At 69.4% G+C, this 23,112-nt stretch carries 22 protein-coding genes; 15 read left to right on the top strand and 7 right to left on the bottom strand.

Annotated features, from left to right (window positions below; genetic code table 11):
* Positions 1-206: 206 nt before the first annotated feature.
* The 6 genes from JOE67_RS06660 to JOE67_RS06685 all read left to right on the top strand — a co-directional run bounded on the left by JOE67_RS06660 (position 207) and on the right by JOE67_RS06685 (position 8,064).
* On the top strand, positions 207-1,061 hold the full coding sequence (locus tag JOE67_RS06660) for a carbohydrate ABC transporter permease (protein ID WP_204974709.1): 855 nt from the start codon (positions 207-209) through the stop codon (positions 1,059-1,061).
* A complete protein-coding gene (locus tag JOE67_RS06665; protein ID WP_204974710.1) occupies positions 1,058-1,963 on the top strand; it encodes a carbohydrate ABC transporter permease in 906 nt (301 codons plus the stop codon). The genes JOE67_RS06660 and JOE67_RS06665 overlap by 4 nt, the downstream gene beginning before the upstream one ends.
* Before the next feature lie 42 nt (positions 1,964-2,005).
* Entirely contained in the window at positions 2,006-3,334 is a 1,329-nt protein-coding gene (locus tag JOE67_RS06670) for an extracellular solute-binding protein (RefSeq protein WP_204974711.1), read from the top strand.
* Positions 3,334-4,740: a BNR-4 repeat-containing protein gene (locus JOE67_RS06675; RefSeq protein ID WP_239528020.1), complete on the top strand. Its 1,407-nt coding sequence runs from the start codon at positions 3,334-3,336 to the stop codon at positions 4,738-4,740. The genes JOE67_RS06670 and JOE67_RS06675 overlap by 1 nt, the downstream gene beginning before the upstream one ends.
* A gap of 91 nt (positions 4,741-4,831) precedes the next feature.
* The gene (locus tag JOE67_RS06680; protein WP_204974712.1) at positions 4,832-7,093 is read left to right on the top strand and encodes an FAD-dependent oxidoreductase; all 2,262 of its coding nucleotides are present in this window, start codon (positions 4,832-4,834) and stop codon (positions 7,091-7,093) included.
* A gap of 68 nt (positions 7,094-7,161) precedes the next feature.
* Positions 7,162-8,064 carry a LacI family DNA-binding transcriptional regulator gene (locus JOE67_RS06685; protein ID WP_338041525.1) on the top strand — a complete coding sequence of 301 codons (903 nt, stop codon included), beginning with the start codon at positions 7,162-7,164 and terminating at the stop codon, positions 8,062-8,064.
* A gap of 2 nt (positions 8,065-8,066) precedes the next feature.
* On the opposite strand, the gene JOE67_RS06690 is transcribed toward JOE67_RS06685, so the two are convergent.
* The gene (locus JOE67_RS06690) at positions 8,067-8,852 is read right to left on the bottom strand and encodes a DeoR/GlpR family DNA-binding transcription regulator (RefSeq protein WP_204974713.1); all 786 of its coding nucleotides are present in this window, start codon (positions 8,850-8,852) and stop codon (positions 8,067-8,069) included.
* An 80-nt stretch (positions 8,853-8,932) separates the two neighbouring features.
* Between JOE67_RS06690 and JOE67_RS06695 the strand changes: the two genes are divergently transcribed.
* A complete protein-coding gene (locus JOE67_RS06695) occupies positions 8,933-9,931 on the top strand; it encodes an acetylxylan esterase (protein ID WP_204974714.1) in 999 nt (332 codons plus the stop codon).
* Positions 9,932-9,961: 30 nt separating this feature from the next.
* On the opposite strand, the gene JOE67_RS06700 is transcribed toward JOE67_RS06695, so the two are convergent.
* The 4 genes from JOE67_RS06700 to JOE67_RS06715 form a co-directional block, all read right to left on the bottom strand.
* Entirely contained in the window at positions 9,962-10,321 is a 360-nt protein-coding gene (locus JOE67_RS06700; protein WP_204974715.1) for a VOC family protein, read from the bottom strand.
* 85 nt (positions 10,322-10,406) lie between these two features.
* Positions 10,407-10,826, bottom strand: a complete 420-nt coding sequence (locus JOE67_RS06705) for an RbsD/FucU family protein (RefSeq protein ID WP_204974716.1) — start codon at positions 10,824-10,826, stop codon at positions 10,407-10,409.
* Between the two features lie 84 nt (positions 10,827-10,910).
* Complete coding sequence (locus tag JOE67_RS06710) at positions 10,911-11,861, bottom strand: aldo/keto reductase (protein ID WP_204974717.1); 951 nt, start codon at positions 11,859-11,861, stop codon at positions 10,911-10,913.
* Positions 11,848-13,143 (bottom strand): enolase C-terminal domain-like protein, encoded by a 1,296-nt coding sequence (locus tag JOE67_RS06715; protein WP_204974718.1) that lies wholly within the window; start codon positions 13,141-13,143, stop codon positions 11,848-11,850. The genes JOE67_RS06710 and JOE67_RS06715 overlap by 14 nt, the downstream gene beginning before the upstream one ends.
* Before the next feature lie 119 nt (positions 13,144-13,262).
* On the opposite strand from JOE67_RS06715, the gene JOE67_RS06720 reads away from it, so the two are divergent.
* Positions 13,263-14,117, top strand: a complete 855-nt coding sequence (locus JOE67_RS06720; RefSeq protein ID WP_204974719.1) for a fumarylacetoacetate hydrolase family protein — start codon at positions 13,263-13,265, stop codon at positions 14,115-14,117.
* Entirely contained in the window at positions 14,105-14,860 is a 756-nt protein-coding gene (locus JOE67_RS06725) for an SDR family NAD(P)-dependent oxidoreductase (protein ID WP_204974720.1), read from the top strand. The genes JOE67_RS06720 and JOE67_RS06725 overlap by 13 nt, the downstream gene beginning before the upstream one ends.
* Positions 14,861-14,949: 89 nt before the next feature.
* On the opposite strand, the gene JOE67_RS06730 is transcribed toward JOE67_RS06725, so the two are convergent.
* The gene (locus tag JOE67_RS06730; protein ID WP_204974721.1) at positions 14,950-15,810 is read right to left on the bottom strand and encodes an amidohydrolase family protein; all 861 of its coding nucleotides are present in this window, start codon (positions 15,808-15,810) and stop codon (positions 14,950-14,952) included.
* Positions 15,811-15,879: 69 nt separating this feature from the next.
* On the opposite strand from JOE67_RS06730, the gene JOE67_RS06735 reads away from it, so the two are divergent.
* From JOE67_RS06735 to JOE67_RS06750, 4 genes are all read left to right on the top strand, one after another.
* Entirely contained in the window at positions 15,880-16,560 is a 681-nt protein-coding gene (locus JOE67_RS06735; protein WP_204974722.1) for a FadR/GntR family transcriptional regulator, read from the top strand.
* Between the two features lie 25 nt (positions 16,561-16,585).
* Entirely contained in the window at positions 16,586-17,635 is a 1,050-nt protein-coding gene (locus tag JOE67_RS06740) for a PLP-dependent cysteine synthase family protein (protein WP_204974723.1), read from the top strand.
* Positions 17,636-17,748: 113 nt separating this feature from the next.
* Entirely contained in the window at positions 17,749-18,258 is a 510-nt protein-coding gene (locus tag JOE67_RS06745) for a glycine cleavage system transcriptional repressor (RefSeq protein ID WP_204974724.1), read from the top strand.
* 36 nt (positions 18,259-18,294) lie between these two features.
* Positions 18,295-19,674 carry an FAD-binding oxidoreductase gene (locus JOE67_RS06750; protein ID WP_204974725.1) on the top strand — a complete coding sequence of 460 codons (1,380 nt, stop codon included), beginning with the start codon at positions 18,295-18,297 and terminating at the stop codon, positions 19,672-19,674.
* Between the two features lie 10 nt (positions 19,675-19,684).
* On the opposite strand, the gene JOE67_RS06755 is transcribed toward JOE67_RS06750, so the two are convergent.
* The gene (locus tag JOE67_RS06755) at positions 19,685-20,365 is read right to left on the bottom strand and encodes a FadR/GntR family transcriptional regulator (protein WP_204974726.1); all 681 of its coding nucleotides are present in this window, start codon (positions 20,363-20,365) and stop codon (positions 19,685-19,687) included.
* 154 nt (positions 20,366-20,519) lie between these two features.
* Here JOE67_RS06755 and JOE67_RS06760 point away from each other — a divergent pair, with 154 nt between their 5' ends.
* Entirely contained in the window at positions 20,520-21,755 is a 1,236-nt protein-coding gene (locus JOE67_RS06760; protein WP_204974727.1) for an aminotransferase class V-fold PLP-dependent enzyme, read from the top strand.
* Between the two features lie 47 nt (positions 21,756-21,802).
* Complete coding sequence (locus JOE67_RS06765) at positions 21,803-23,110, top strand: extracellular solute-binding protein (RefSeq protein WP_204974728.1); 1,308 nt, start codon at positions 21,803-21,805, stop codon at positions 23,108-23,110.
* Positions 23,111-23,112: the final 2 nt, after the last annotated feature.

The following is a 23,112-nucleotide window of genomic DNA, read 5'->3' on the forward strand; positions in this document are numbered from 1 at the left end:
TTTACATTTGCCCTCACAATCTCTCGTTACTTGATCGTGACTGATTGCAGTTGACCCGACCGTCGCAGTCCGAAACACTGGTGTTTCCGCGATACCCGCACTCATCGCCGAGAATCTCGAAGGCCAAGGATGTCCATTTCATGACACAAGTACCCATTTCTTCACAGAAGACGACGGGTCATCGCCCCCGGCGACTGACAGACGGGATGTTCGCCCTCCTGCTGACCGCGCCCGGGCTCGCCCTTCTGGCCGCTGTCGTCGTGTACCCCCTGATCACCGCGCTCATCACCGCGTTCTACAAGCAGAGCCTCGTGGAGCCGGGCCGCGAGTTCGTCGGTTTCGACAACATCGTCGATGTCCTGAGCGGCGACTTCTTCACACTGCTCAGCCAGACCATCGTCTTCACGCTCGGCACGACCATCGCGCCGTTCGTGATCGGCTTCGGTCTCGCGCTGGCGCTGAACACGAAGATCCGCGGCGCCAAGGTGCTGCGTGGTCTCATGCTGGTCCCGTGGCTCATTCCGGGCGTCGTGGTCTCGTTCCTCTGGATGTGGATCTTCAACGCCAACTACGGCGTCATGAATGCGCTGCTCGAGTCGGTCGGCCTCATCGACGCGCCGCAGGCCTGGCTCGCGGATCCGACCACGGCCATGATCGCCGTGATCGTCGCGAAGACCTGGCAGTCGTTCCCCTGGATGATGGTCATGCTGCTCGCCGGACTGCAGACGGTTCCGCCCGAGCTGCACGAGGCGGCCGAGATCGACGGCGCCGGCACCGTCCGCCGCTTCTTCTCGATCACCGTCCCCCAGATGAGCGGCATCATCGGCCTCGTGCTGCTGCTCGAGTTCATCTGGAACTTCCAGCACTTCGACATCATCTACGTGCTCACCGGCGGCGGACCCGCCGGCTCCACCGAGACCTTCGCCACCGCGGTGTACGAGACCGCCTTCGACGGCTTCGACCTCGGCAAGGCCGGCGCCCTCGGCCTGCTGTGGATGGTGCTGCTGATGGGACTCGTCGTCGTCTACGTCCGCTTTTCCGAGAAGGGGGAGAAGCGATGACCGCGCTGCTCACCGAACCGCCCGCCGTGGCATCCGCCCCGCCCGCTCAGCCGCCCCGCAAGCGCCGCGTGCGTGCCGACCATCGTGCCGTGACCGTCAGCGCCTGGGTCGCCGTCGTCGTGTTCGGCGGTTTCGCGCTGCTCCCGGTGTACTGGCTGCTCTCGACATCGCTCACACCGCGCACCGAGGTCTTCTCGTACCCGCCGCGCCTGTTCCCCTCCGAGATCAGCTTCGACGCGTACCTCGCCCTCGCGAACAACCCCGCCCTGTTCGGCTATCTCCGCAACAGCATCATCGTCTCGGTGATCACCGCCGTGCTGTCGGTCATCGTCTCGGCCTACATGGGATACGCGTTCTCGAAGTTCCGCTACCGCGGTCGGCGCAGCCTGATGTACTTCGTGCTCGCCTCGCAGATGTTCCCCCAGGCGCTGCTGCTGATCACGCTCTACAGCGTCTTCGCCGCCTACGGACTGCTCAACAGCTACGCCGCGCTGGTGCTGTCGTTCACGACGTTCACCCTGCCCCTGTGCGTGTGGATGCTGAAGGGCTTCTTCGACACGATCCCCGACGAGCTCATCGAGGCCGCCCTGGTCGATGGAGCCTCGCGCATGCGCATCATCCACTCCATCGTGCTGCCCCTCGCCGCACCCGGTCTGATCGCCGCGGGCCTGTTCGCGTTCGTGCGCGGCTGGAACGACTTCATCTTCGCGCTGACCCTCGCCGGTCCTGACAAGCAGACCCTGCCGCCAGGGCTCGTGAACACGTTCATCGGCGAGGCCTCGACAGCCTGGCCCGAACTGATGGCCGCCTCGCTGGTCGTCTCGCTGCCTGTCGCGATCGCCTTCATCGCTCTGCAGCGCTACCTCGTCGGCGGTATGACCGCCGGTGCCGTCAAGGGCTGACCCGCCCGCCCCTCCCCTCCATCACTCGAAGAAGAGAGAATCATGTCCCACCCCACCCCCTCCCTCTCGCGTCGCCAGCTGCTGCAGTTCGCAGGACTCGGCACCGCAGGCCTGCTGCTGGCCGGCTGCATGCCCAGCGGCGGATCCGCCGGTGGCGCCCCAGCCGCATCAAGCGGCTCGCTGAAGCCCGGCGGGTTCACCGCGGCCGACTTCGACTTCGCCAGCTGGTCGCTCACCGAAGAGGCCGCCGCTCCGGCGATCCGCGCCCTTCTCGACGGCTACGCGAAGAAGAGCAAGGTCGACATCACCGAGGTGTCGTTCCCCTACAACGAGTACTTCAAGCAGCTGATGCTGCAGGTGCGCGGCGGCCAGTTCTCGGGCGCGGCCCACGTCGACGTCGCCTGGCTCGCGTCGCTGGCCGCCCTCGGCAAGCTCGAAGACGTCTCCGCATTCACCAAGGACCGCGGCTACACCGCCTCGTCGCTCGAAGCCGCGCAGTTCGACGGCGTGCAGTACGGCTTCCCCTGGACCATCGGCGCCATCGGACTGGTGACCAACTCCGAGCTGATCCAGAAGGCCGGCATCGACGAGTTCCCCGTCACGGTCGACGAGTACGAGGGCGCGCTCAAGAAGCTGAAGGGACTCGGCGGAGGCCTGATCCCCTACGCCGCGTCGACGAAGGCCGCCCAGCTCAAGGACATCCTCATCTGGATGGAGACCTTCGGCAGCCCGCTCGTGAAGGACGGCAAGGTCGCCATCGGCGATGACGCCTCGATCGAAGCGGTCACCTGGTACAAGTCGCTGTACGACCAGGGCCTGATCGCTGCAGACGTCGACCGCTTCGACGCCCGCGCGCTGTTCTCGCAGGGCCGGGCGGCCATCTACGACGACGCACCCGTCGGCCGCAACGCTGTGGTGAAGGACTCGCCCGACGCCAAGCTCGGCGAGAAGCTCGTCGCAGAGTCGCGCCCCGTGCTCAAGAAGGGCGACACCCCTCGTGCGCTGGTCTGGGGCGGCGCGATCGTCGTCGTCGGCGGCGCGGGCGGCGACGCGACCGGAACCGCGGCCGAGTTCGGGCAGTGGGCCACGAGCGACCTCGACGCGGTCATCGCCGACTACGAGGTGCGCGGACTGCCGCCGGTGATCGAGAAGGCCCAGAGCTCCGAGGCGGTCACCTCCGACGCGTTCGGCGCTCGCTTCGCCGAGAAGATCACCGCAACGGCGACCGTGAACCCGTTCTGGCAGTACCCCGAGTACGCCCAGGTCGAGACCGCCATCGCCGAGCGCGTGCAGGCGGTGCTGGTCGGCCAGCAGAGCCCGAAGGATGCCATGACCCAGGCCGGCGAGGCCGCACAGAAGCTGATCGGCTGATGGGCATCCCGATGTCTCGTCGTCGCACCGTCCTGGCCGCCGCTGCCCTCTCGGCCGTGACCGCTGCCGGCCTCGCGCCGGCTGCCGTCGCCGCTGTGCACCCCACCCATGTCGAGACGGTTCCGTTCACCGTCGACGGCTCCAACCAGTCCGGCTGGTGGAACCCCCTCGCCGTGGTGGACGACATCACGTACTTCGCGTACAACGTCCCCGCAGGCGTGAACCGGCACGAGGTGCATCTCGCATCGCGTTCCGCCGCCGGCGAGTGGACATCCGGATGCCTCCGGCTCGACACGGGCGCATGCGCGAACTACCTGAACGACAACGGCCACAACCAGCCGTCGATCGCGATCGACGGCGCGGGCGACATCCATGTCTTCGCCTCGATGCATCACGAGGACTGGAACTACTTCCGCTCCACGACCCCCGGTGACGTCACCTCGCTCGTCGAGGTCAGTGCCGAGCTGCCCGATCAGGGCGGCACCATCTCGTACCCGATCACCTCGGTCGGTCCCGACGGAGACGTGTGGCTCATGGTCCGGACGGGCCCTGACACGCAGGCGCGCCGCGACGGAGTGCTCTACCACTACGACCTCGCCACCGGGGCGTGGGAGCGCGAGACCGTGATCGCCTCGGCGACGAACTTCTCGGTCTACCCCGACGACCTGATCGTCGATGACGACAACAAGGTGCACGTACTGTGGGAGTGGCACCGCTGGGCCGCAGGCCCGTACCGCCACCTCGGCTCCTACGCGATCTGGGATCCGCAGACGCGGTCGTTCGCCGATATCGCCGGCAACGCGCTGCCCGCCCCTATCAGGCCGAGCACTCCTGGGCAGGTCGTCTTCCAGCCGTTCACCGGGGGTGAGGACATGAACAGCACGACGCCGGCGTTCCAGACCGCCAAGATGGCGGTCAAGGACGGTCGCCTCGACAGCGTCGTGTACCGCTACACGGCCGACGGCTCGACGCGCTTCGACCTGCTCCGCGCCACCTGGAGCGGCACGGAGTGGCAGCGTGAGACGCTCATCGATGTCGACGCCCTCGGCGCCGACATCGACACGATCGCCGCGATGGATGCCACGGCGCACGGCTCGAAGAGCCGCGCCTACGCCGTGCTGTCGGTGCCGGTGTGCGGTGTCGCAACGAGCCAGGTCGTGATGCTCGAGTCGGCCAAGGGCCGCACCGGGTGGGCGATCGAGGCGATCGGCGACCCGATGCGCGGGCAGCAGCGCCTGCGCGCCGCGACGGCCGACGACGGCACCGACGTGCTCTATCTGAGCGCACCGGCGACCGCGGGCGGCGGCACCCTGCGCTACGCCGAGGTGCCGCGCTCCGGTCAGAAGCGCACCGGCGGCTCACTCGCGCAGATCGTCGCCGACCTGCGCGCGGACTGCGCGCCCTGACCCGCACCGCTGAACCCATCACCCGTGACACCCCCGGCGGGTGCCGGCCCGCCGGCACCCGCCACCCTCAGAACCCAGGAGAACCCCTGCCATGCGCACGCAGACCATCGAAGCCGACATCATCGTCGTCGGAGGAGGCCTTGCCGGTGTGAGCGCCGCCGTCGCCGCAGCCCGGCACGGCCGGCGCACCGTGCTGATCAACAACCGTCCCGTGCTGGGCGGCAACTCCTCCTCGGAGGTGCGGGTCTGGGTCTGCGGAGCCACCGCGCACGGAAACCAGCGCTGGGCCCGCGAGACGGGGATCATCGGCGAGATGCTGCTCGAGAACCAGTACCGCAACCCCGAAGGGAACCCGGTCTACTGGGACGACGTCGTGCTCGACATCGTGCGCCGCGAGCCCAATCTCACGCTGCTCCTCAACACCGAGGTGCTCGAGGCCGAGGCCACCGGACCCGACGACGATCGCCGCGTCACGTCGGTGACCGGGTGGACGATGGGCTCCGAGGTGCGCACCATCTTCCGCGGCCCCCTGTTCCTCGACTGCACCGGCGACGGGCTGATCGGTCGCCTGGTCGGCGCCCGCCACCGCCTCGGCAAGGAGAGCCGCGCCGAGTTCGACGAGGAATGGGCCCCGGAGGAGCCGATCCGGGAGTTCCTCGGATCGACCCTGCTGTTCTACACGAAGGATCTCGGGCATCCGGTCAAGTACGTCGCCCCCGAGTCGGCGAAGGACATCAGCACGACCCCCATCCCCGCGACCCGCATCATCCGCAGCGGTGACAGCGGCGCCCACTACTGGTGGATCGAGTGGGGAGGGCAGCTCGACATCGTCGACGACAACGAGCGGATCCGCGACGAGCTGCGCTCGGTCATCCTCGGCATCTGGGACCACATCAAGAACTCCGGCGAGTTCGACGCCGACAACCTCACGCTGGAATGGATCGGGAACATCCCCGGCAAGCGCGAGTACCGCCGCTTCATCGGCGACTACACGCTGCGTCAGCAGGACATCCTCGAGCAGGTCGCGTTCGACGACGGCGTCGCCTTCGGCGGCTGGTCGATCGACCTGCACCCGGCTGAGGGCATGTACGCCACCGGCGCCGGCGCCGTGCAGCGCTTCTCGGACGGCGTGTTCGAGATCCCGTTCCGGTCGCTGTACTCGGTGAACGTCTCGAACCTGCTGATGGCGGGCCGCAACATCTCGGCCACCCACATCGCCTTCGGCGCCGCACGGGTCATGGCCACGTGCGCGGCGATGGGAGAGGCGGCCGGCACGGCGGCATCCCTCTGCCTCGACCACGACGCCACCCCGCGCGAGCTGTACGAGAACCACCGCGCCGAGCTGCGCCAGGCGCTGCTGCGCGCCGACGCATCGCTGATCGGCGTCGCCAACGAAGACCCGGCCGACCTCGCCCGCTCGGCCCGCGTGACGGCGTCGGGATGGCAGCGCACGGTCGCGGCCGGAGCGGATGGGCCCGCCGCCGGAGCGCACGCGCTCGCCGAGGATCTGGGCATCGTGGTGCCTGTGCATCCCGTGCTCGAGACCACCGACCTGCTGCTCAGCGCGACGACCGACACGAGCCTGACGGTCGAGGTCTGGTCGACCGGTCGCCCGCAGAACTTCGTGCCGGCCCACCTCGAGCACAGCGCGACCGTCGAGGTGACCGCCGGCGGCCCTGCATGGGTGACCGCGCAGACTCCCTTCGCCCCCGCCGACCCGCAGAACGTCGTCGTGGTGCTGCGTGCGAACCCCGACGTCAGCGTGCACCTGACCGACGTGCTCCCCGCGGGCGTGCTCACCCTCGTGCACCGCGTCGACAACGACGACCAGAACGTCGAGATCAGCGACGACGGACTGCTGGTCAAGTGGCCGACCAAGCCGCTGCGCGGCAGGGCGCCCGTCTTCCGCACCGCCCCCGAGACCGCGGCGCTGGCGCCGGAGCGGGCCGTGTCGGGATTCAACCGTCCCTTCGGAGGCCCCCACATGTGGGCGTCCGAACCGCTGGCGACCGCCGGGCCGGCGTGGCTGCGTCTGGACTGGGATGCCCCGGTCGAGGCCCGCGAGATCCGACTGGTGTTCGATGACGAGGTCGACGTGTCGCTCAATACGCTGCACCACCACCGCAACCCCGACGAGATCATGCCTCAGCTGGTGCGCGACTACCGGGTCGAGGTGCTGTCCGCCGCATCGGGCGAGTGGACGACCGCGATCGATGAGCGGGGCAACCGCCACCGGCACCGCGTGCACTCCCTTCCCGCCGACCTCGGCGCCTTCACCGCGGCCCGCCTGGTCATCGAGGCGACGAACGGCGCCGCGGCGGCCCGCGTGATCGCCTTCAGGGTCCAGTCGTGATGGATGACGCTAACGTGATGCACACCCGCCTTCCGGCGGGTGAACGTCGGGCATCCAGGAGGCCGAAGGTGACGACCGCACCCGATCGCGAGCGGCGCCCCGCGCGCTCGGTCCCCGCCGCGCGCTCGTCGCGGACGGGACTGATCGCTCTCGCCGTCCCGCATCTCGAAGAGCCGTACTTCGCCGAGCTGAGCTCCCGGCTCGTGCGCGGCGCCGAGGCGCGCGGCATGGCCGTGCTGATCGTTCAGACAGAGGGAGACCACGCCCGCGAGGTGGACGTCGCCAACGGTGTCGGCCTGCCCGACATCGACGGCCTGATCCACATCCCGCGGTCGCTGACCGTGGCCGACCTCACCCGCCGCACCTCCCCAGGGCCGCTGGTGCTGCTGGGCGAGCACATCCAGGTCAGTCCGTTCACGCACATCACGATCGACAACCGCGGCGCCGCCCGCACCGCGACCGAACATCTCATCGCTGCCGGATGCCGTCGCATCGCCTTCATCGGCCGTCGCGACGCTCGCCCGTCGGATGCCGCCGACCGGCGCCACGCGGGGTATCTCGAAGCGCTCGACGCCGCGGGCATCGCGATCGACGACGCGCTCACCCTGCAGGTCGACGCGTTCAGCGCGGAGGAGGGCGAGCGGGCGACCGGCGAGATCGTGGGCGCCGTCGGCGATCTCGACGGCATCGTCTGCTCGAACGACTCGGTCGCGCTCGGTGCGCTGGCGGCACTGGCCGCGCACGGACGCCGCGTCCCGCAGGACATCGCCGTGGTCGGCATCGACGACATCCGCGCGGCGCGCTTCTCGGTGCCGGCGCTCACGTCGGTCGCACCGGACCACGACCAGCTGGTCGACGCGGCCTTCACCGAGCTCGAGCGTCAGCTCACCGCCCCTCTGGGTGCGAACCTGCCCGTGCGGCACGTCACCATTCCCGCCCGCCTCGTGAAGAGGGCGAGCACGGCGCGCTGATGTCAGCCGCTGTGCCCCGCCGCGACGACGTCGAGGCGCCCGACGTGATCGCGCAGCTGTTCGGCGGCGTCGGCAGGAAGAGCATCATCCGAGATCAGACGGTCGATGTCGCTCAGCTCGGCGATGGTCGTCAGCCCCACGACCTGCCAGCGACTGTGCTCGGCGAGCACGATCACCTCGCGGGCCATGGCCATGAAGGCGCGGTACGTCTCGGCCTCGAGCAGATTCATCGTGGTCAGCCCCGCCTGCACGTCGAGTCCGTGAGCGTCGAGGAAGACCAGGTCGCAGTGCAGCTGCTCGAGCGCGCGCACAGCCACAGGGCCGACGAGCGACTGCGACGGCGTGCGCACCCCGCCGGTGAGCACGACGGTCTGCGTATACGGGGCATCGGAGCGCGACGGGGGCGAGAAGAGGTCGGACACCAGCAGGGAGTTCGTCACGATCGTCAGATCCGCGATGCCTCTGAGCTCATGGGCCAGTGCCAGTCCCGCTTCGCCGCCCGAGATGCCGATCGCCATCCCCGGCTCCACGAGGTCGGCAGCAGCGGATGCGATGGCCCTCAGCTCCGATCGCGACGTCGTCGCCGCGCCGCTCACCGGCCGGCCGGCGCCGATCGCCCGCACTCCCCCGCGCACCTTCTGCACCTCGCCGTCTTCGGCGAGCAGGTCGATGTCGCGGCGCACCGTCATGTCACTGACGCCGAGGGTCGAGGCCAGCTCGCTGAGCGGCAGAGTGCCTCGCTCGCGCACCAGGGCGAGAATGCGCTCGCGTCGCTCGGTGACCAGCATCCGCTCTCCTTCTCGTGCCGTGACCAGTCTGCCACGCGCGCCACCCCCGACCCGATTCCCGACAGGACCCCGCACTGCGCATGACCTTTCCTGCTCCCTACGATCTCTGGTTCCCCGACGCGGCTTTCGACGGCAGCTACGGCTTCACGCTCGACACGCTCCGAGCCGTGGCTCCGGTGCCGCCGACGCCGGGTTTCGCCGACCGCTGGCGCGGTTGGCGCGAAAGCGCCCGGTCGACGGATGCCGTGCCGCGGGTCCTCTCGAGCAGCGACCGCGGCGGCCGACGGGTGTCGCTCATCGAGCTGTCGGGCGTCGACGGCGTTCGCCTGCGCGCCTGGTACGTCGAGCCGCTCGCCGAGGCGCCTCGCGTGGGCGTGGTGCACAGCCACGGCTACGGCGGGCGCGAGCGCGTGGATCTCAGCCGCGTGCCGCGCGATGCCGCCGCGATCTTCCCGGTGGCGCGGGGACTGGGTGCGCTGAACGTCGATGTCGGGGCGCCGGAGGAGCGCGAGGCGCACGTGCTCACCGGGCTCTCAGACCCGGAGGTGTACGTGATCGGGCTCTGCGCTCGCGACCTGTGGCTCGCGGGCGATGCGCTGCGCGAGCTGGCCGGCGACCTTCCCCTCTACTTCGTGGGCGAGAGCTTCGGCGGCGGCCTCGGCGCGCTCGCCGTGCCCTGGGACGACCGCTATGTCGGAGCGACCCTCGTCGTGCCCACCTTCGGGCAGTACGACGAGCGCCTCGCGGCGCCCTGCCTCGGCAGCGGAGAGCACCAGCGGAGGCACGTGAAACGGCATCCCGAGGCTCGTGAGCAGCTGCGGCCCTTCGACGCCTCCACCTCGGCGCTGTTCTTCCGCATCCCCGTGCGGGTCGAAGCGGCGCTCTGGGACCAGTACGTGCCGCCGCCTGGACAATTCTCGATCGCGAATGCCGTGCCGGCGGATCTCCTCGAGCTGGAGGTGCTGCCCGCAGGTCACGCCGAGTACCCCGGCCTCGGTCGCGTGATCATCGACGCGCGTCGCGCCGGTCGCGAGCATCTGGAGCGGTCGCTCACCCTGGCCTCTGAACCACGCGGCTGACCATCGACCGACGGGCCGAGGGGAGGCAGGTCAGCCGACGGTGCCCTCGAACAGGCCGATGCTGTTGCCGTCGAGGTCGGAGATCACCGCCCAGGCGCTCGTCTCGGTGATCGGCATCTTCTCCATCAGCACGGTCGCGCCGGCATCCTTCGCCAGAGCGATCGTCTCGTCGATCGAGTCGACCTCGACGTACGAGCGCGGCTGCGTGAAGCCCTCGCCTCGAGGCGCCAGTCCCCCGCCCGAGATGCCGTTCGGTGCCTGCCACATCGGGTAGCCCTCGAAGCCGGGAAGCTCGGCGATGTTCCAGCCGAACAGCCTGCTGTAGAAGGCGGTCGCCGCCGCCATGTCGGATACCGGGATGTCGATGTGCGTGATGTCGCCGTGAGCCATGAGCGTTCCTTCTGCGAGGGGGAAGAGCGGATGCCCAGATTCTGCGCCCGCACCGCACCGCGCACAAGGGGCGGCACCGCCGTCGTCAGCGCGAGGGGTGCCCGACGACGCCCTTGCGCAGCAGAGCGTTGCCGTATTTGCGGGTCTCGCCGGTGCGGACCATGAGGTAGGCGTCCTTCGCGATGTCGTAATAGGCGAAGCGCTCGACGAAGCGGGTGGTGTCGACATCGGTGCCCGCTGCGGCCATCAGCTCGCGCTGCACGTCGAGCACCGTCGCGTCCGCCGACTCCATCAGGTCGATGCCGGGGGCGTCGTCGAGCGGCAGCACCGAGCGGATCGCCGCGACCACATCCGGCGTCGTCGTGCCCGGGAGGTCGACGACCCTGGCCCCCAGCGCCCACGCGGGGAAGTGCGCGTCGGCGACGACGACGGCGTCGGAGTGCCCCATCCGGTCGAGATGCAGCAGCATCTCCCCGGTGAGCAGCGGGTGGATTCCCTCAAGCATCGGTCAGTCCTCTCTCAGTTGCCGAATCGCGTGATCCGCTGCATCTCCGTACCGGATGCCGCGGTTCAGACGATTCGAAAGATGTCACACCTCCGCCAGCTCGGCCCAGAGCTCGGCGGGGATGTCGACGTGCATCCGCTCGGCGTTCTGCCGCACGGACTCCGGATTCGAGGTGCCGAAGACCACGGTCGTCACCACAGGGTGCCGGGCAGGGAACTGCAGAGCCGCGGCGGGCAGCTCCACCCCGTGCGCCGCGCAGATGGCCGCCAGTCGCTGCGCCCGCTCGAGCACCTGCGGGGGCACGGCGCCGTAGTTGTACGTCGCCGTCGCGGCAGGCGACGACGTCGCGAGAAGCCCGGAGTTGAACACCGCGGCGTCGACGACCCGCACGCCTCGTTCCATGCACACCGGGAACAGCTCTTCCAGGGCAGGCTGCTCGAGCAGCGTGTACCGGCCGGCGATCATCACCAGATCGAGGTCTCCCTCGCGCACGGCCCGCGCCGCGACCGCGGCATCGTTCACGCCGACTCCGATCTCGCGCACCAGGCCCTCGGCGCGCAGGTCGGCCAGCGCGGGCAGCCCTTCGCGCAGGCCGCGGTCGAGGTCGTAGACGTCGGGATCGTGGAGGTAGAGCACGTCGACCCGATCCAGCCCGAGACGCTCGAGGGAGTCGTCCAGGCTGCGGCGGATGCCATCCGCGCTGGGATCGAATCGGCGGATCATGTCATCGGGCACGTCGAAGCCCTCACCATCCCGTCCGCCGGCGAAGTGCGGGTTGGGCTCGAGGAGCCGGCCCACCTTGGTCGAGATGACGTACTCGTCGCGGGGCTTGGAGCGCAGGAATGCGCCCAGCCGGCGCTCGCTCAGGCCCAGCCCGTAATGAGGAGCAGTGTCGAAGTAGCGGATGCCGCTCTGCCACGCCGCCTCCAGCGCCGCTTCGACGGTCTCATCGTCGACTGCCCGGTACAGGTTGCCGGCGGATGCGGCGCCGAAGCCGAGCGGACCGAACTCGATCCGCGACTCAGTCGACGACATGCTCGCCCTTCCACGTGTACTTCGCGATGCTCTCAGCCTTCATCTGCATGCTCGTACCAGGCGCGGTGGGCGCCGTGTACGACCCGCCGCGGATGTCGGTGGGGGCGACGAAGTGCTCGTGCAGGTGGTCGACGTACTCGATCAGCCGGCCCTCTCGAGTGCCGCTGACGGCGACGAAGTCGAACATCGACAGGTGCTGCACGGCCTCGCACAGACCCACGCCGCCCGCGTGCGGGCAGACCGGCACGCCGAACTTCGCGGCGAGCAGCAGGTTGGCGATGTTCTCGTTGACACCGGCGACGCGCACCGCGTCGATCTGCATCACGCCGATGGCGTCGGCCTGCAGCAGCTGCTTGAAGATCATCCGGTTCTGCGCGTGCTCGCCCGTGGCGACCCGGATGGGCGCGACGCCGCGGGCGATCTCGGCGTGCCCGAGGATGTCGTCGGGGCTGGTGGGCTCCTCGATCCATGCGGGTTCGAACTCGGCGAGCGCGTTGACCCACTCGATGGCCTCCGACACCTCCCAGCGCTGGTTGGCGTCGATCGCGATGGGGAAGTCCGGACCGCACACCTCCCTGGCCTTGCGGAAGCGTCGGATGTCGTCATCGAGGTCGGCGCCGACCTTCAGCTTGATCTGCGTGAAGCCGTCGGCCATCGCCTCGCGGGCAAGGCGCTCGAGCTTCTCGTCGGAGTATCCGAGCCAGCCGGGGCTGGTGGTGTAGCCGGGGTATCCGGATGCCAGCAGCTCGGCCTCGCGGTCGGCTCGGCCCGCCTCGGCGGCGCGGAGGATGTCGAGGGCCTCGTCGCGGGTGAGTGCGTTGGTGAGATAGCGGAAGTCGACGAGGTCGACGATCTGCTCGGGGGTCATGCGCGACAGCAGCTGCCACAGCGGCAGACCGGCGCGCTTGGCCTTGATGTCCCACAGCGCGTTGATCACGGCGCCGATGGCCATGTGCATCACGCCCTTCTCAGGACCGAGCCACCGCAGCTGCGAATCCCCGATGATCTCGCGGAAGATGCCGCCCATGTCGTCCAGCAGCGGCTCGATCTCACGACCGACGAGGTGCCCGGCGAGCGCGTCGATGGCAGCGACCTGCACGTCGTTTCCGCGGCCGATCGTGAACACGAACGAGTGGCCCTCGATGCCGTCGCCGGCGTCGGTGCGCACCACGACGTAGGCCGCGGAGTAGTCGGGGTCGGGGTTCATGGCATCCGAGCCGTCGAGGCTCAGAGAGGTGGGGAAGCGGATGTCGCTGGTGTCCAGCGCGACGATGCGGCTCACTGTGCTCCTTCAGGGGCGTCGGATGGGTGACGCCGCGCTTGAGTGTAAACATCCGATGTCTATACTGTCAATCACGGACGCCGCCCCGGCATCCCGCCTCCCTGAGGAGAAGGAGAACCATGAAGTTCGCGCGACTCGGCGAGCCAGGACGCGAGATCCCCGTCGTCATCGACGGCGACCGCACCCTCGATCTGCGCTCCGTGACATCGGACGTGAACGGCGACTTCCTCGCCGACGACCCCGTCGGCCGCACCCGCGCGGCCCTCGATGCCGGGTCGCTGCCCGAACTGGCCGATGCCGCAGAGCGGCGCATCGGCGCCCCGATCGCCAGGCCCAGCGCCGTCATCTGCATCGGGATGAACTACGCGGCGCACGCCGCGGAGTCGGGATCCGAGCCGCCGAGCATCCCGATCATCTTCCTCAAGACGCCGAACACGGTGGTCGGCCCGAACGACGACGTCACCATCCCGCGGGGCAGCGAGAAGACCGACTGGGAGGTCGAGCTCGGCATCGTCATCGGTGCCCGCACCGCCTACCTCGACTCACCGGAAGAGGCCGACGCCCACATCGCCGGCTTCGTGCTGGCGAATGACGTGTCGGAGCGGGACTTCCAGATGACCGTCTCCGGCGGCCAGTGGTCGAAGGGCAAGATCGCCGCGGGCTTCAACCCGACCGGCCCCTGGCTCGTGACGCCTGACGAGGTCGACGCGTCGTCGCTCGGGCTGCGCAGCTTCGTGAACGGCGAGCCGCGCCAGGACTCCAGCACGAGCGACATGATCTTCGACGTGCGCACCATCGTGCACCACCTGTCGCAGTACGTCACTCTCGAGCCCGGTGACCTGATCCTCACCGGCACCCCGCAGGGCGTCGCCCTGTCGGGCAAGTACCCCTACCTCGCGCCTGGCGACGTCGTCGAGGTCGAGATCGATGGCCTGGGCCGTCAGAAGCAGAGGTTCGTGGCATGGGAGCGTTGAGCACAGAGGGCCTCGTCGCGATCGTGACGGGCGCGGCGTCCGGCATCGGGGCGGCCATCGCGCGTCGCCTGCACGACGAGGGTGCGCAGGTCGCGGTGCTCGACCGCGACATCTCCGCCGCCGCTCCCGAATTCGCCGCCTTCACGGCGGACATCGCGGATCGGGCATCCGTCGACGCGGCCGTCGCCGCGGTAGGCGAGCGGTTCGGCCGCATCGACATCGTGATCAACAACGCAGGCATCGGCGCCCAGGGCGACATCACCGCGAACGACGACGACGAGTGGGCGCGGGTGCTCTCGGTGAACGTCACCGGCATCGCCCGCGTCACCGGCGCCGCACTGCCGTGGCTGCGACGGTCGCCGGCCGCGGCTGTCTGCAACACGGCATCCATCGCCTCGACCACCGGCCTGCCCCAGCGCGCGCTGTACTCGGCGTCGAAGGGCGCGGTCAGCGCCCTGACGCGTGCGATGGCCGCGGATCATCTCCGCGAGGGCATCCGGGTCAACGCCGTCAACCCCGGCACGGCCGACACTCCCTGGGTGGGGCGGCTGCTCGACTCGGCCGACGACCCCGCGGCGGAGCGCGCCGCGCTCAACGCCCGCCAGCCGCACGGCCGGCTCGTGTCGGCCGACGAGGTGGCCGGCGCCGTGCTGTACCTCGTGAGCCCGGCATCCGGGTCGACGACCGGGACGTTCATCGAGGTCGACGGCGGCATGGCATCCCTGCGCCTGCGCTCGGAGTGATCCCCCCTCACAGGTGACCCTCGGGCCCGACGCTCAGGTCGCGACGCCGCGTAGCGGGTCGAGTCGCGACCTGGGCGGGGAACGGCGGCTCAGCGGATGCCGTAGAACGCGAGCGCGTTCTCCCAGAAGAGGCCGTCTGCGTCCACGCCCCGTGACGCGGCCCAGTCGGCAACGGTCTGCAGCCACCGCTGCCGGCTGCCGGGCACGAAGTCCCCTGCCACAGCCGACACCGGCCAGTCGCTGCCCCACATCAGCCGCTGCGGACCGAACGCCTCGAGCGCCGCGTCGAAGAACGGCGCGACCTGGGCATCCGTCCACTCCCCACCCGTCTCCGCGGGCAGACCGGACAGCTTGCAGAACACCTGCGGATGCCGGGCGAGATCGGCGATGTCCCGTGACCACTCGGCGCTCGGCCGCAGCGGTGCCTGCGCCGTGCCGAGCGCGGGCTTGCCCAGATGGTCGAGCACGACAGGAAGCTCGGGAACGGCTGCGGCGAGCGCGGTGACATCCGACAGCTGGCTCGCCCGCACGCAGGCGTCGAAAGTCCACCCTCGGGATGCCAGGGCGCGAGCCCCCGCGATGAATGCGGCGCTCTGCGCGAGGCCGTCCGCCTCGCCCTGCAGCAGATGACGGACCCCGACCACGCGCTCGTGCACCGCGAGCGCATCGAGGTGCCGCTCGGTCTCGGCGCCCCGGTCGAGGCGCGCACCCGCCACCGCGGCCACGACCCCCGACTGCAGCGCGATCGAGTCGACCCAGCGCATCTCCGCCAGCTGCTGGTCCTCGACGGGGTCGGCCTGCACGAAGATGGCGACCTCTTCGTCGACGCCCGTGAGCGCGTCCTCGTCGATCTCGATGTCTGAGAAGGTGGCGTCCAGGGGTCCGTCGAGCCAGGTGTAGTCCAGAGCGGCAGGGTCCCAGAGGTGCAGGTGTGAGTCGACGACGCGCATGCGCCCATCCTGCCTCAGCAGGACCCACGATCGCGCGCAGACATCCGATCACTGTGGAATGATGTCGCCATGGCTCTCACCGACGACGCGATCGAGAAGATCAAGGCGATGATCGTGTCGGGCGAGCTGCGCCCCGGCGACCGCCTGCCACCCGAGAAGGAGCTCGCCGAGCACCTCGGGCTCTCGCGCAATTCGCTGCGCGAGGCCGTCAAGGCGCTCGAGATCATCCGCGTGCTCGACGTGCGCCGCGGTGACGGCACCTACGTGACCAGCCTCGAACCGCATCTCCTGCTCGAGGCCATCAGCTTCGTGATCGACATGCACGACGACGACTCGCTTCTCGAGCTTTTCGCCGTGCGCCGCATGCTGGAATCGCAGGCGACGGGGATCGCCGCGCAGGCGGCCTCCGACGAGCAGTCCCGCGCCCTGATCGACGAGGTCGCGTCGATCGATGCCGAGACGGTGAGCATCGACGACCTGGTCGCGCACGATCTGCGCTTCCACAGCGACATCGTGCGCCTCACCGGCAACGGCTACCTGCTGAGCCTGGTCGAGAGCCTGAGCAGCCGCACGATCCGCGCGCGGGTGTGGCGCGGGCTCACCGAGCAGGATGCCGTCGAGCGCACCATCTCAGAGCACCGCGCCATCGCCGAGGCGATCGCGCAGCACGATTCCGCTCTCGCCACCTCGCTCGCGACCGCGCACGTCGCGGGCATCGAGCGCTGGCTGCGGCAGGCGACATCGGCGTGAGCGCCGCCCGCTACGCTCGAGAACCATGAGCGATTGGGTCAGTTCCGCCATCCAGGTGCTCGAAGCGGACGGCAACCGCTCGGCCGACACGCACCTGCACCTGTTTCCGCTGCCCGCGGAGTGGGGCATCGACCTGTACCTCAAGGACGAGTCGGTGCACCCGACCGGATCGCTCAAGCATCGGCTGGCGCGCTCGCTCATCCTGTACGGGCTCGTGAACGGCCTGATCGACGAGGGCACGACCCTGGTCGAGTCGTCGAGCGGGTCGACCGCCGTGTCGGAGGCGTACTTCGCCCGGATGCTCGGTCTGACCTTCATCACGGTCGTGCCGCGCTCGACCAGCCAGGAGAAGATCGACCTCATCGAGTTCTACGGCGGCCAGTGCCACTTCGTCGAGCACGCCGACCAGATCTCGCCAGAGGCGCGCCGGCTCGCCGCCGGATGCAACGGCCACTACCTCGACCAGTTCACGTTCGCCGAGCGGGCCACCGACTGGCGGGGCAACAACAACATCGCCGAGAGCGTGTTCAGCCAGCTGTCGCAGGAGAGGCATCCGATCCCCCGCTGGATCGTCGTGGGCGCAGGAACCGGCGGCACGAGCGCGACGTTCGGCCGTTACGTGCGCTATCGCCGCCACGCGACCGAGGTCGCGGTCGTCGACCCTGAGGGCTCGGCCTTCTACGCCGGCTGGAAGGGCGATGCGCATGCCACGGGCCAGCCTTCGCGCATCGAGGGCATCGGCCGGCCGCGGGTCGAGCCGTCGTTCGTGCCGAGCGTGATCGACGAGATGATCCCCGTTCCCGACGCGGCGTCGGTCGCCGCCATCCGGCTGCTGCGCGAGCGCACCCTGCACTGGACGGGCGGGTCGACCGGCACGAATCTGTACGGCGCGTTCGAGCTGATCGGGCGCATGCGCGATGCCGGCGAGACGGGCAGCGTGGTCACCCTGATCTGCGACAGCGGCGTGCGCTACGCGCAGACGTACTACGACGACGCCTGGGTCGCCGCGCAGGGCTGGGACCTCGCTCCGCACCGCGAGCGCATGGAGCGCTTCCTCGACGGCGGCGCGTGGTGAACGCGATCGTGCGTTCATAAATCAGGAGAGCCGGGGCGGAAGTGGCTCGGCCGGTGCGGTTGCGGCCCGAAAGCGGCCGTTCCTCCTGAGTTGTGAACGGCTACGCTGAGCGCATGACCACGCTCATCCTCACGGTCGCGGGAGCGGATCGCCCCGGACTCGTCTCGGCCGTCGCCGATGTCGTCGCCGCCCACGGCGGCAACTGGGAGAACAGCCAGCTCGCCGAGCTCGCCGGCACCTTCGCGGGGGTCATCGAGATCTCGGTCGCCGACGACCGCGTCGACGCCCTGCGGACCGACCTCGATGCGCTCGACGGGATGCTGTCGATCACCGTGCACACGGGCGCCGACACCTCGGCGTCCGACTCGGATCAGCGCATCTCGATCAGCGTGCTCGGCAACGATCGCCCGGGCATCGTGCGCGAGATCTCGGGCGTGCTGAGCACGCACGCGCTCAGCATCGAGAACATGACCACGCAGACCCGTGACGCGGCGATGGCCGGCGGGCGTCTGTTCGAGTCCTCGGTGACCGCGACGCTGCCGTCGTCGGCCGACCTCGATGCCCTGCGCGGCGACATCGAGCGGCTGACGCACGACCTGCAGGTCGACATCACCACGCTCTGACCATCGGCGCGGCCACCGTGTGACACAGTGGAGGCCATGCTCTCCGAAAGCGTGATCTCCGCTCTCGTCGACGCCATCGGCGCCGACGCCGTCGTCACCTCTCCGGACTCGCTCGAGGCGTACCGTCGCGATCGCGCGGACGATCCGGATGCCGGCGTCCCGCTCGCCGTCGTACGGGCGTCGTCGACGGAAGACGTGCAGGCGGCCGTGCGCATCGCGGCCGGTGCGGGGATCGGGGTCGTACCGCGCGGCGCGGGCTCGGGTCTCTCCGGCGGATCGACGGCTGTCGACGGCGCGATCGTCGTCTCGCTGGAGCGGATGCGCGAGATCACGATCGACCCCACCATGCAGATGGCCGTCGTGCAGCCGGGGGCGTTCAACGCCGAGGTGAAGGCTGCGGCATCCGAGCACGGTCTCTGGTACCCGCCGGACCCGTCTTCGTGGGAGTTCTGCTCGATCGGCGGCAACATCGCCACCAACGCCGGCGGGCTCTGCTGCGTGAAGTACGGGGTGACCACCGATTACGTGCTGGGGCTGACCGTGGTGCTCGCCGACGGCCGCGCCGTCACGCTCGGCGGCCCTCGCCTCAAGGACGTGGCGGGCCTCTCGCTCACCAAGCTCTTCGTCGGCAGCGAGGGCACCCTCGGCATCGTGACCGAGGCGGTGCTGCGGCTCGTGCCCGCTCAGCGCCAGCCCACCACGCTCGTCGCGATGTTCCCCACGGTCGCCGGCGCGATCCAGGCCGTGGTCGACATCAAGGCGGCGATGCGGCCCTCGATGCTCGAGTTCATGGATCGGGTCACGATCAACGCGGTCGAAGACGTCACTCGCATGGAGCTCGATCGCACCGCCGCGGCGATGCTGATCGTGCAGTCCGACGAGCCCGCCGAGGTGGCCACCGCGCAGATCGAGCAGATCGAGCAGCTGTGCGGGCTGAACGGCGCCTCGGAGGTCTATGCGACGAGCGACCCCGACGAGAGTGAGGCGCTGGTCGAGGCGCGCCGTATCGCGATCCCCTGCGTCGAGAAGCGGGGGACGCTGCTGCTCGAAGACGTCGGCGCGCCGCTTCCACGCCTCGGCGACCTGCTCGAGGGCGTACGCGCGATCGCCGAGAACCGCGGCGTCGAGATCGCCGTCGTCGCGCATGCGGGCGACGGCAACACGCATCCGCTGATCGTGTTCGACCCGGCGGATGCCGATCAGAAGGCCCGCGCCGAACTCGCCTTCGGCGAGGTCATGGACCTCGCCATCGCGCTCGGCGGCACGATCACCGGCGAGCACGGCGTCGGCCGCCTCAAGCAGCCGTGGCTGGCCGACTACCTCGGCGACGACGTCCTCGAGCTGAACCTGCGCATCAAGAAGGCTCTCGACCCGCAGAACATCCTGAATCCGGGGGCGATGTTCGGCCGGCTCTGAGCATCTGTGCTCAGGCGCTGCCGGAGTTCTTCTTGACCCAGTACTCGGTGTAGGCCACGTGGGCTGACGCGGCTGCCGCCGCGGCGACAGGGTCGCCCTCCCTCAGCCCGCGCAGGATCGCCCGATGGCCGGCATCGGAGTGCAGCTTGAGCTCGGCCGCGTCGTCGGGATCCGACATCCGGTACGAGCGGGAGCGCGATCTCAGCACGCCGATGAGGCTGGTCAGGGCGTCCTGGCCCGCGACCTCGGCGATCGTCATGTGGAACTCGTGGTCGATGCGGGACTGCTCGTCGAGGTCGGCCGTCGCCTCGTTCGCGTCGAGAAGACCGTCGAGGCGGTCGAGGGTCTCCTCGTCGATCCGAGATGCGGCGAGCGCAGTGGCGTGCGGCTCGAGGGCCCGGCGCAGCTCGGTCAGCTCCAGCACCCCCTCCATCGGAAGCAGCCCGACGGTGAGCGAGAGGCTGCCGATGAGGTCGGCGGCACGGAGCTCGCTCACGTAGCTGCCCGAGCCGTGCCTCGTCTCGAGCACGCCGAGAGCGGCGAGCATCCGGATGGCCTCACGCAGCGATCCGCGCGAGACTCCGAGCTGCTCGCAGAGCTCGCCCTCGCTGGGCAGCCGGTCTCCTGGGCGCAGCGCGCTGTCGGCGATGAGCGATCGCAACCCGTGCAGGGCCGTGTCCAGTGCGCTCATCGGTCCTCCATCGATCCGCTGGAGTGAGTATGGCGGATGCTACTCACCGTTCCAATTCGTAGGACGACTTTGTCGCATAATCGCCGCTGGCGTCGCATATTCACCCCTGGTATGGCAAAGTTGTGCAACAAGTTACCGAAACCTGCGAGGAAGCATGACCACGGCAGCGCCGTTCCCCCTGATCCGGCTGAAGTCCTACGAGCGCGCCCGTGACGCATGGCCGCTCGACCCGGCGATCATCCACCTCAACCACGGTTCCTTCGGCGCAGTGCCCACCGCGGTCGTCGAGCACCAGAACGCGCTGCGCCATCAGGCCGACCTCACCCCTGTCGGCTGGTTCCCGCGCATCGCCGAGCAGGTCCGCGAAGCCATCGAGCAGACGGCACCGTTCGTCGGAGCACGCGCCGACGACAGCGCCTTCGTGCCGAACGCCTCGGCGGCAGCCACCGTCGTGTACAACTCGCTGCGTCTCGGCGCCGGCGACGAGATCCTGGTCACCGACCACGGCTACGGCGCGGTGACCATGGGCGCGCAGCGCCTGGCCCGTCGCTTCGGGGCCGCCGTGCGCGTCGTCGAGCTGCCGCTGCTGGCATCCGACGACGAGGTGGTGCGGCGATTCTCCGACGCGATGACCGCCCACACGCGACTCATCGTGATCGACCAGATCACCTCCCCCACCGCACGGATGCTGCCCACCCGGCGCATCGCCGATATCGCCGCCGAGCGCGGTGTGCGCACCCTCGTCGACGGCGCGCACGCACCGGGGCTCATCGCCTCGGCCGCGGAGCAGGCGGGCGGCGACTGGTGGTTCGGCAACATGCACAAGTGGCCGTGCGCCCCGCGGGGGTCGGCACTGCTGGTGACCACGGCGGCCGACCGTCAGGAGCTGTGGCCGCTGATCGACTCGTGGGGCGCACCCGAGCCGTACCCGCACCGCTTCGACACGCAGGGCACCATCGACGCGACGACGTACATCGCGACGCCGGCCGCGATCGACTTCGTCGAGAGCGAGTTCGGCTGGGACGCCGCCCGTGACGCACTGTCGGCACTCGCCGACGCCGGCGCCGAGATGATCGCCGAGGCGCTGCGCCCCTTCAGCACTCACGAACCCCTCACCCCACTGCCGTCGCCCGTCCCCTCGATGCGGCTGGTCCGGCTGCCGGACGGCCTCGGAGCGAGTCGCGAAGAGGCCGATGCGCTGCGCATGGACCTCTTCGACGAAGAAGGCGTCGAGACCGCCTTCACCAGCTTCCGCGGCATCGGCTACTTCCGCCTCTCGGCGCACCTCTACACCGAGGCATCCGACTTCGAGGCGTTCGTCGAGCGCTGCGTGCCGCAGATCCTGCGCCGCGCCGGCATCCGCGTTCCCCTCACGACCACCATCGCCTGAGCACCCCGCCCCCAGAAGATCCCCAACCCACCACAGAGAGGCACATCGTGAAGCACAAGATCTTGACGACCGTCGCAGGAATCGGCACCGTCGCCGTTCTCGCCCTCACCGGATGCTCGCCGTCGGCCGGATCGGCCGACGGCAAGGTCACGCTGCAGATGGTCGAGAGCCTGACCAACCCTGCGCGCACCGAGCTGATCCGCGGACTGCTCGACGACTTCGAGAAGCAGAACCCCGACATCACGGTCAAGCTCGTCTCGCCGCCCACCGAGCAGGCCGACCAGAAGATCCAGCAGATGCTGCAGTCGGGCAAGGGCGTCGACGTGCTCGAGGTCCGAGACATCACCGTCGGCCCCTTCTCGAACAACGGCTGGCTGCGCGACCTGAGCGGCGACGTGAAGAAGTGGGACGGATGGGACGCGCTCACCGAGAACGCGCAGTCCGCGTCGGTCGCCGAGGACGGCAAGAGCTACTTCCTGCCATACGGGTTCTACGGCCTGTCGCTGTTCTACCGCAAGGACCTCGTCGAGCAGGCAGGGTTCGACGGCCCGCCGAGCAGCTGGAAGGAGCTGCTCGAGCAGGCGTCGGCCATCCAGGATCCGTCCAAGAACATCTACGGCTACGCGTTCCGCGGCGGCCAGAACGCGAACAGCAACGTCGTCGCCGCGATCGAGGCGTACACGATCGACGACCTCGACGTCGACGACGCGTTCCTGCTGAAGAACGGCGACACCATGTTCTCGGCTCCCGAGGCGCAGGATGCCGTCGACGATTACTTCGACCTGTTCAAGAAGGCCTCGCCGCCCTCGGCGGTGTCGTGGGGCTACCCCGAGATGGTCGCCGGCTTCACGAACGGCTCCACCGCGTTCCTGCTGCAGGACCCCGAGGTCATCGCGACCGTGCAGGACTCCTCGCTGAAGCCCGAGCAGTGGGACACCGCTCCCCTGCTCACCGGCCCCAGCGGCAAGGCCGCGCAGCCGCTCGCCGTCGCGGGCTGGGGTGTCGCCGAGAAGAGCGCCAACAGCGAGGCGGCCGTCAAGCTCGTCGAGTTCCTCGCCTCCGAGGAGCCGGCGACCGAGTTCGCGCAGGCGAACAGCCTCGTGCCGATCGTCACCTCGGCCGCTGACGACGAGTTCTACAAGACCGGCCCGTGGACGAGCTACGTCACGATGACCGAGAACCCCGACACCTACATCAACGTGCGCCAGCCGCGCGGTGTGAGCTGGTGGACGGAGTGGATCCAGAAGTCCGATCAGGATGTGCAGAAGGTGCTTCTCGGGAACATGACCACCGAAGAGCTGCTGACGTCCTGGGACGAGTTCTGGACGGAGAAGTACGCCGCGGAGAAGGGCTGATC

Source organism: Microbacterium esteraromaticum, assembly GCF_016907315.1.
Classification (GTDB): domain Bacteria; phylum Actinomycetota; class Actinomycetes; order Actinomycetales; family Microbacteriaceae; genus Microbacterium; species Microbacterium esteraromaticum.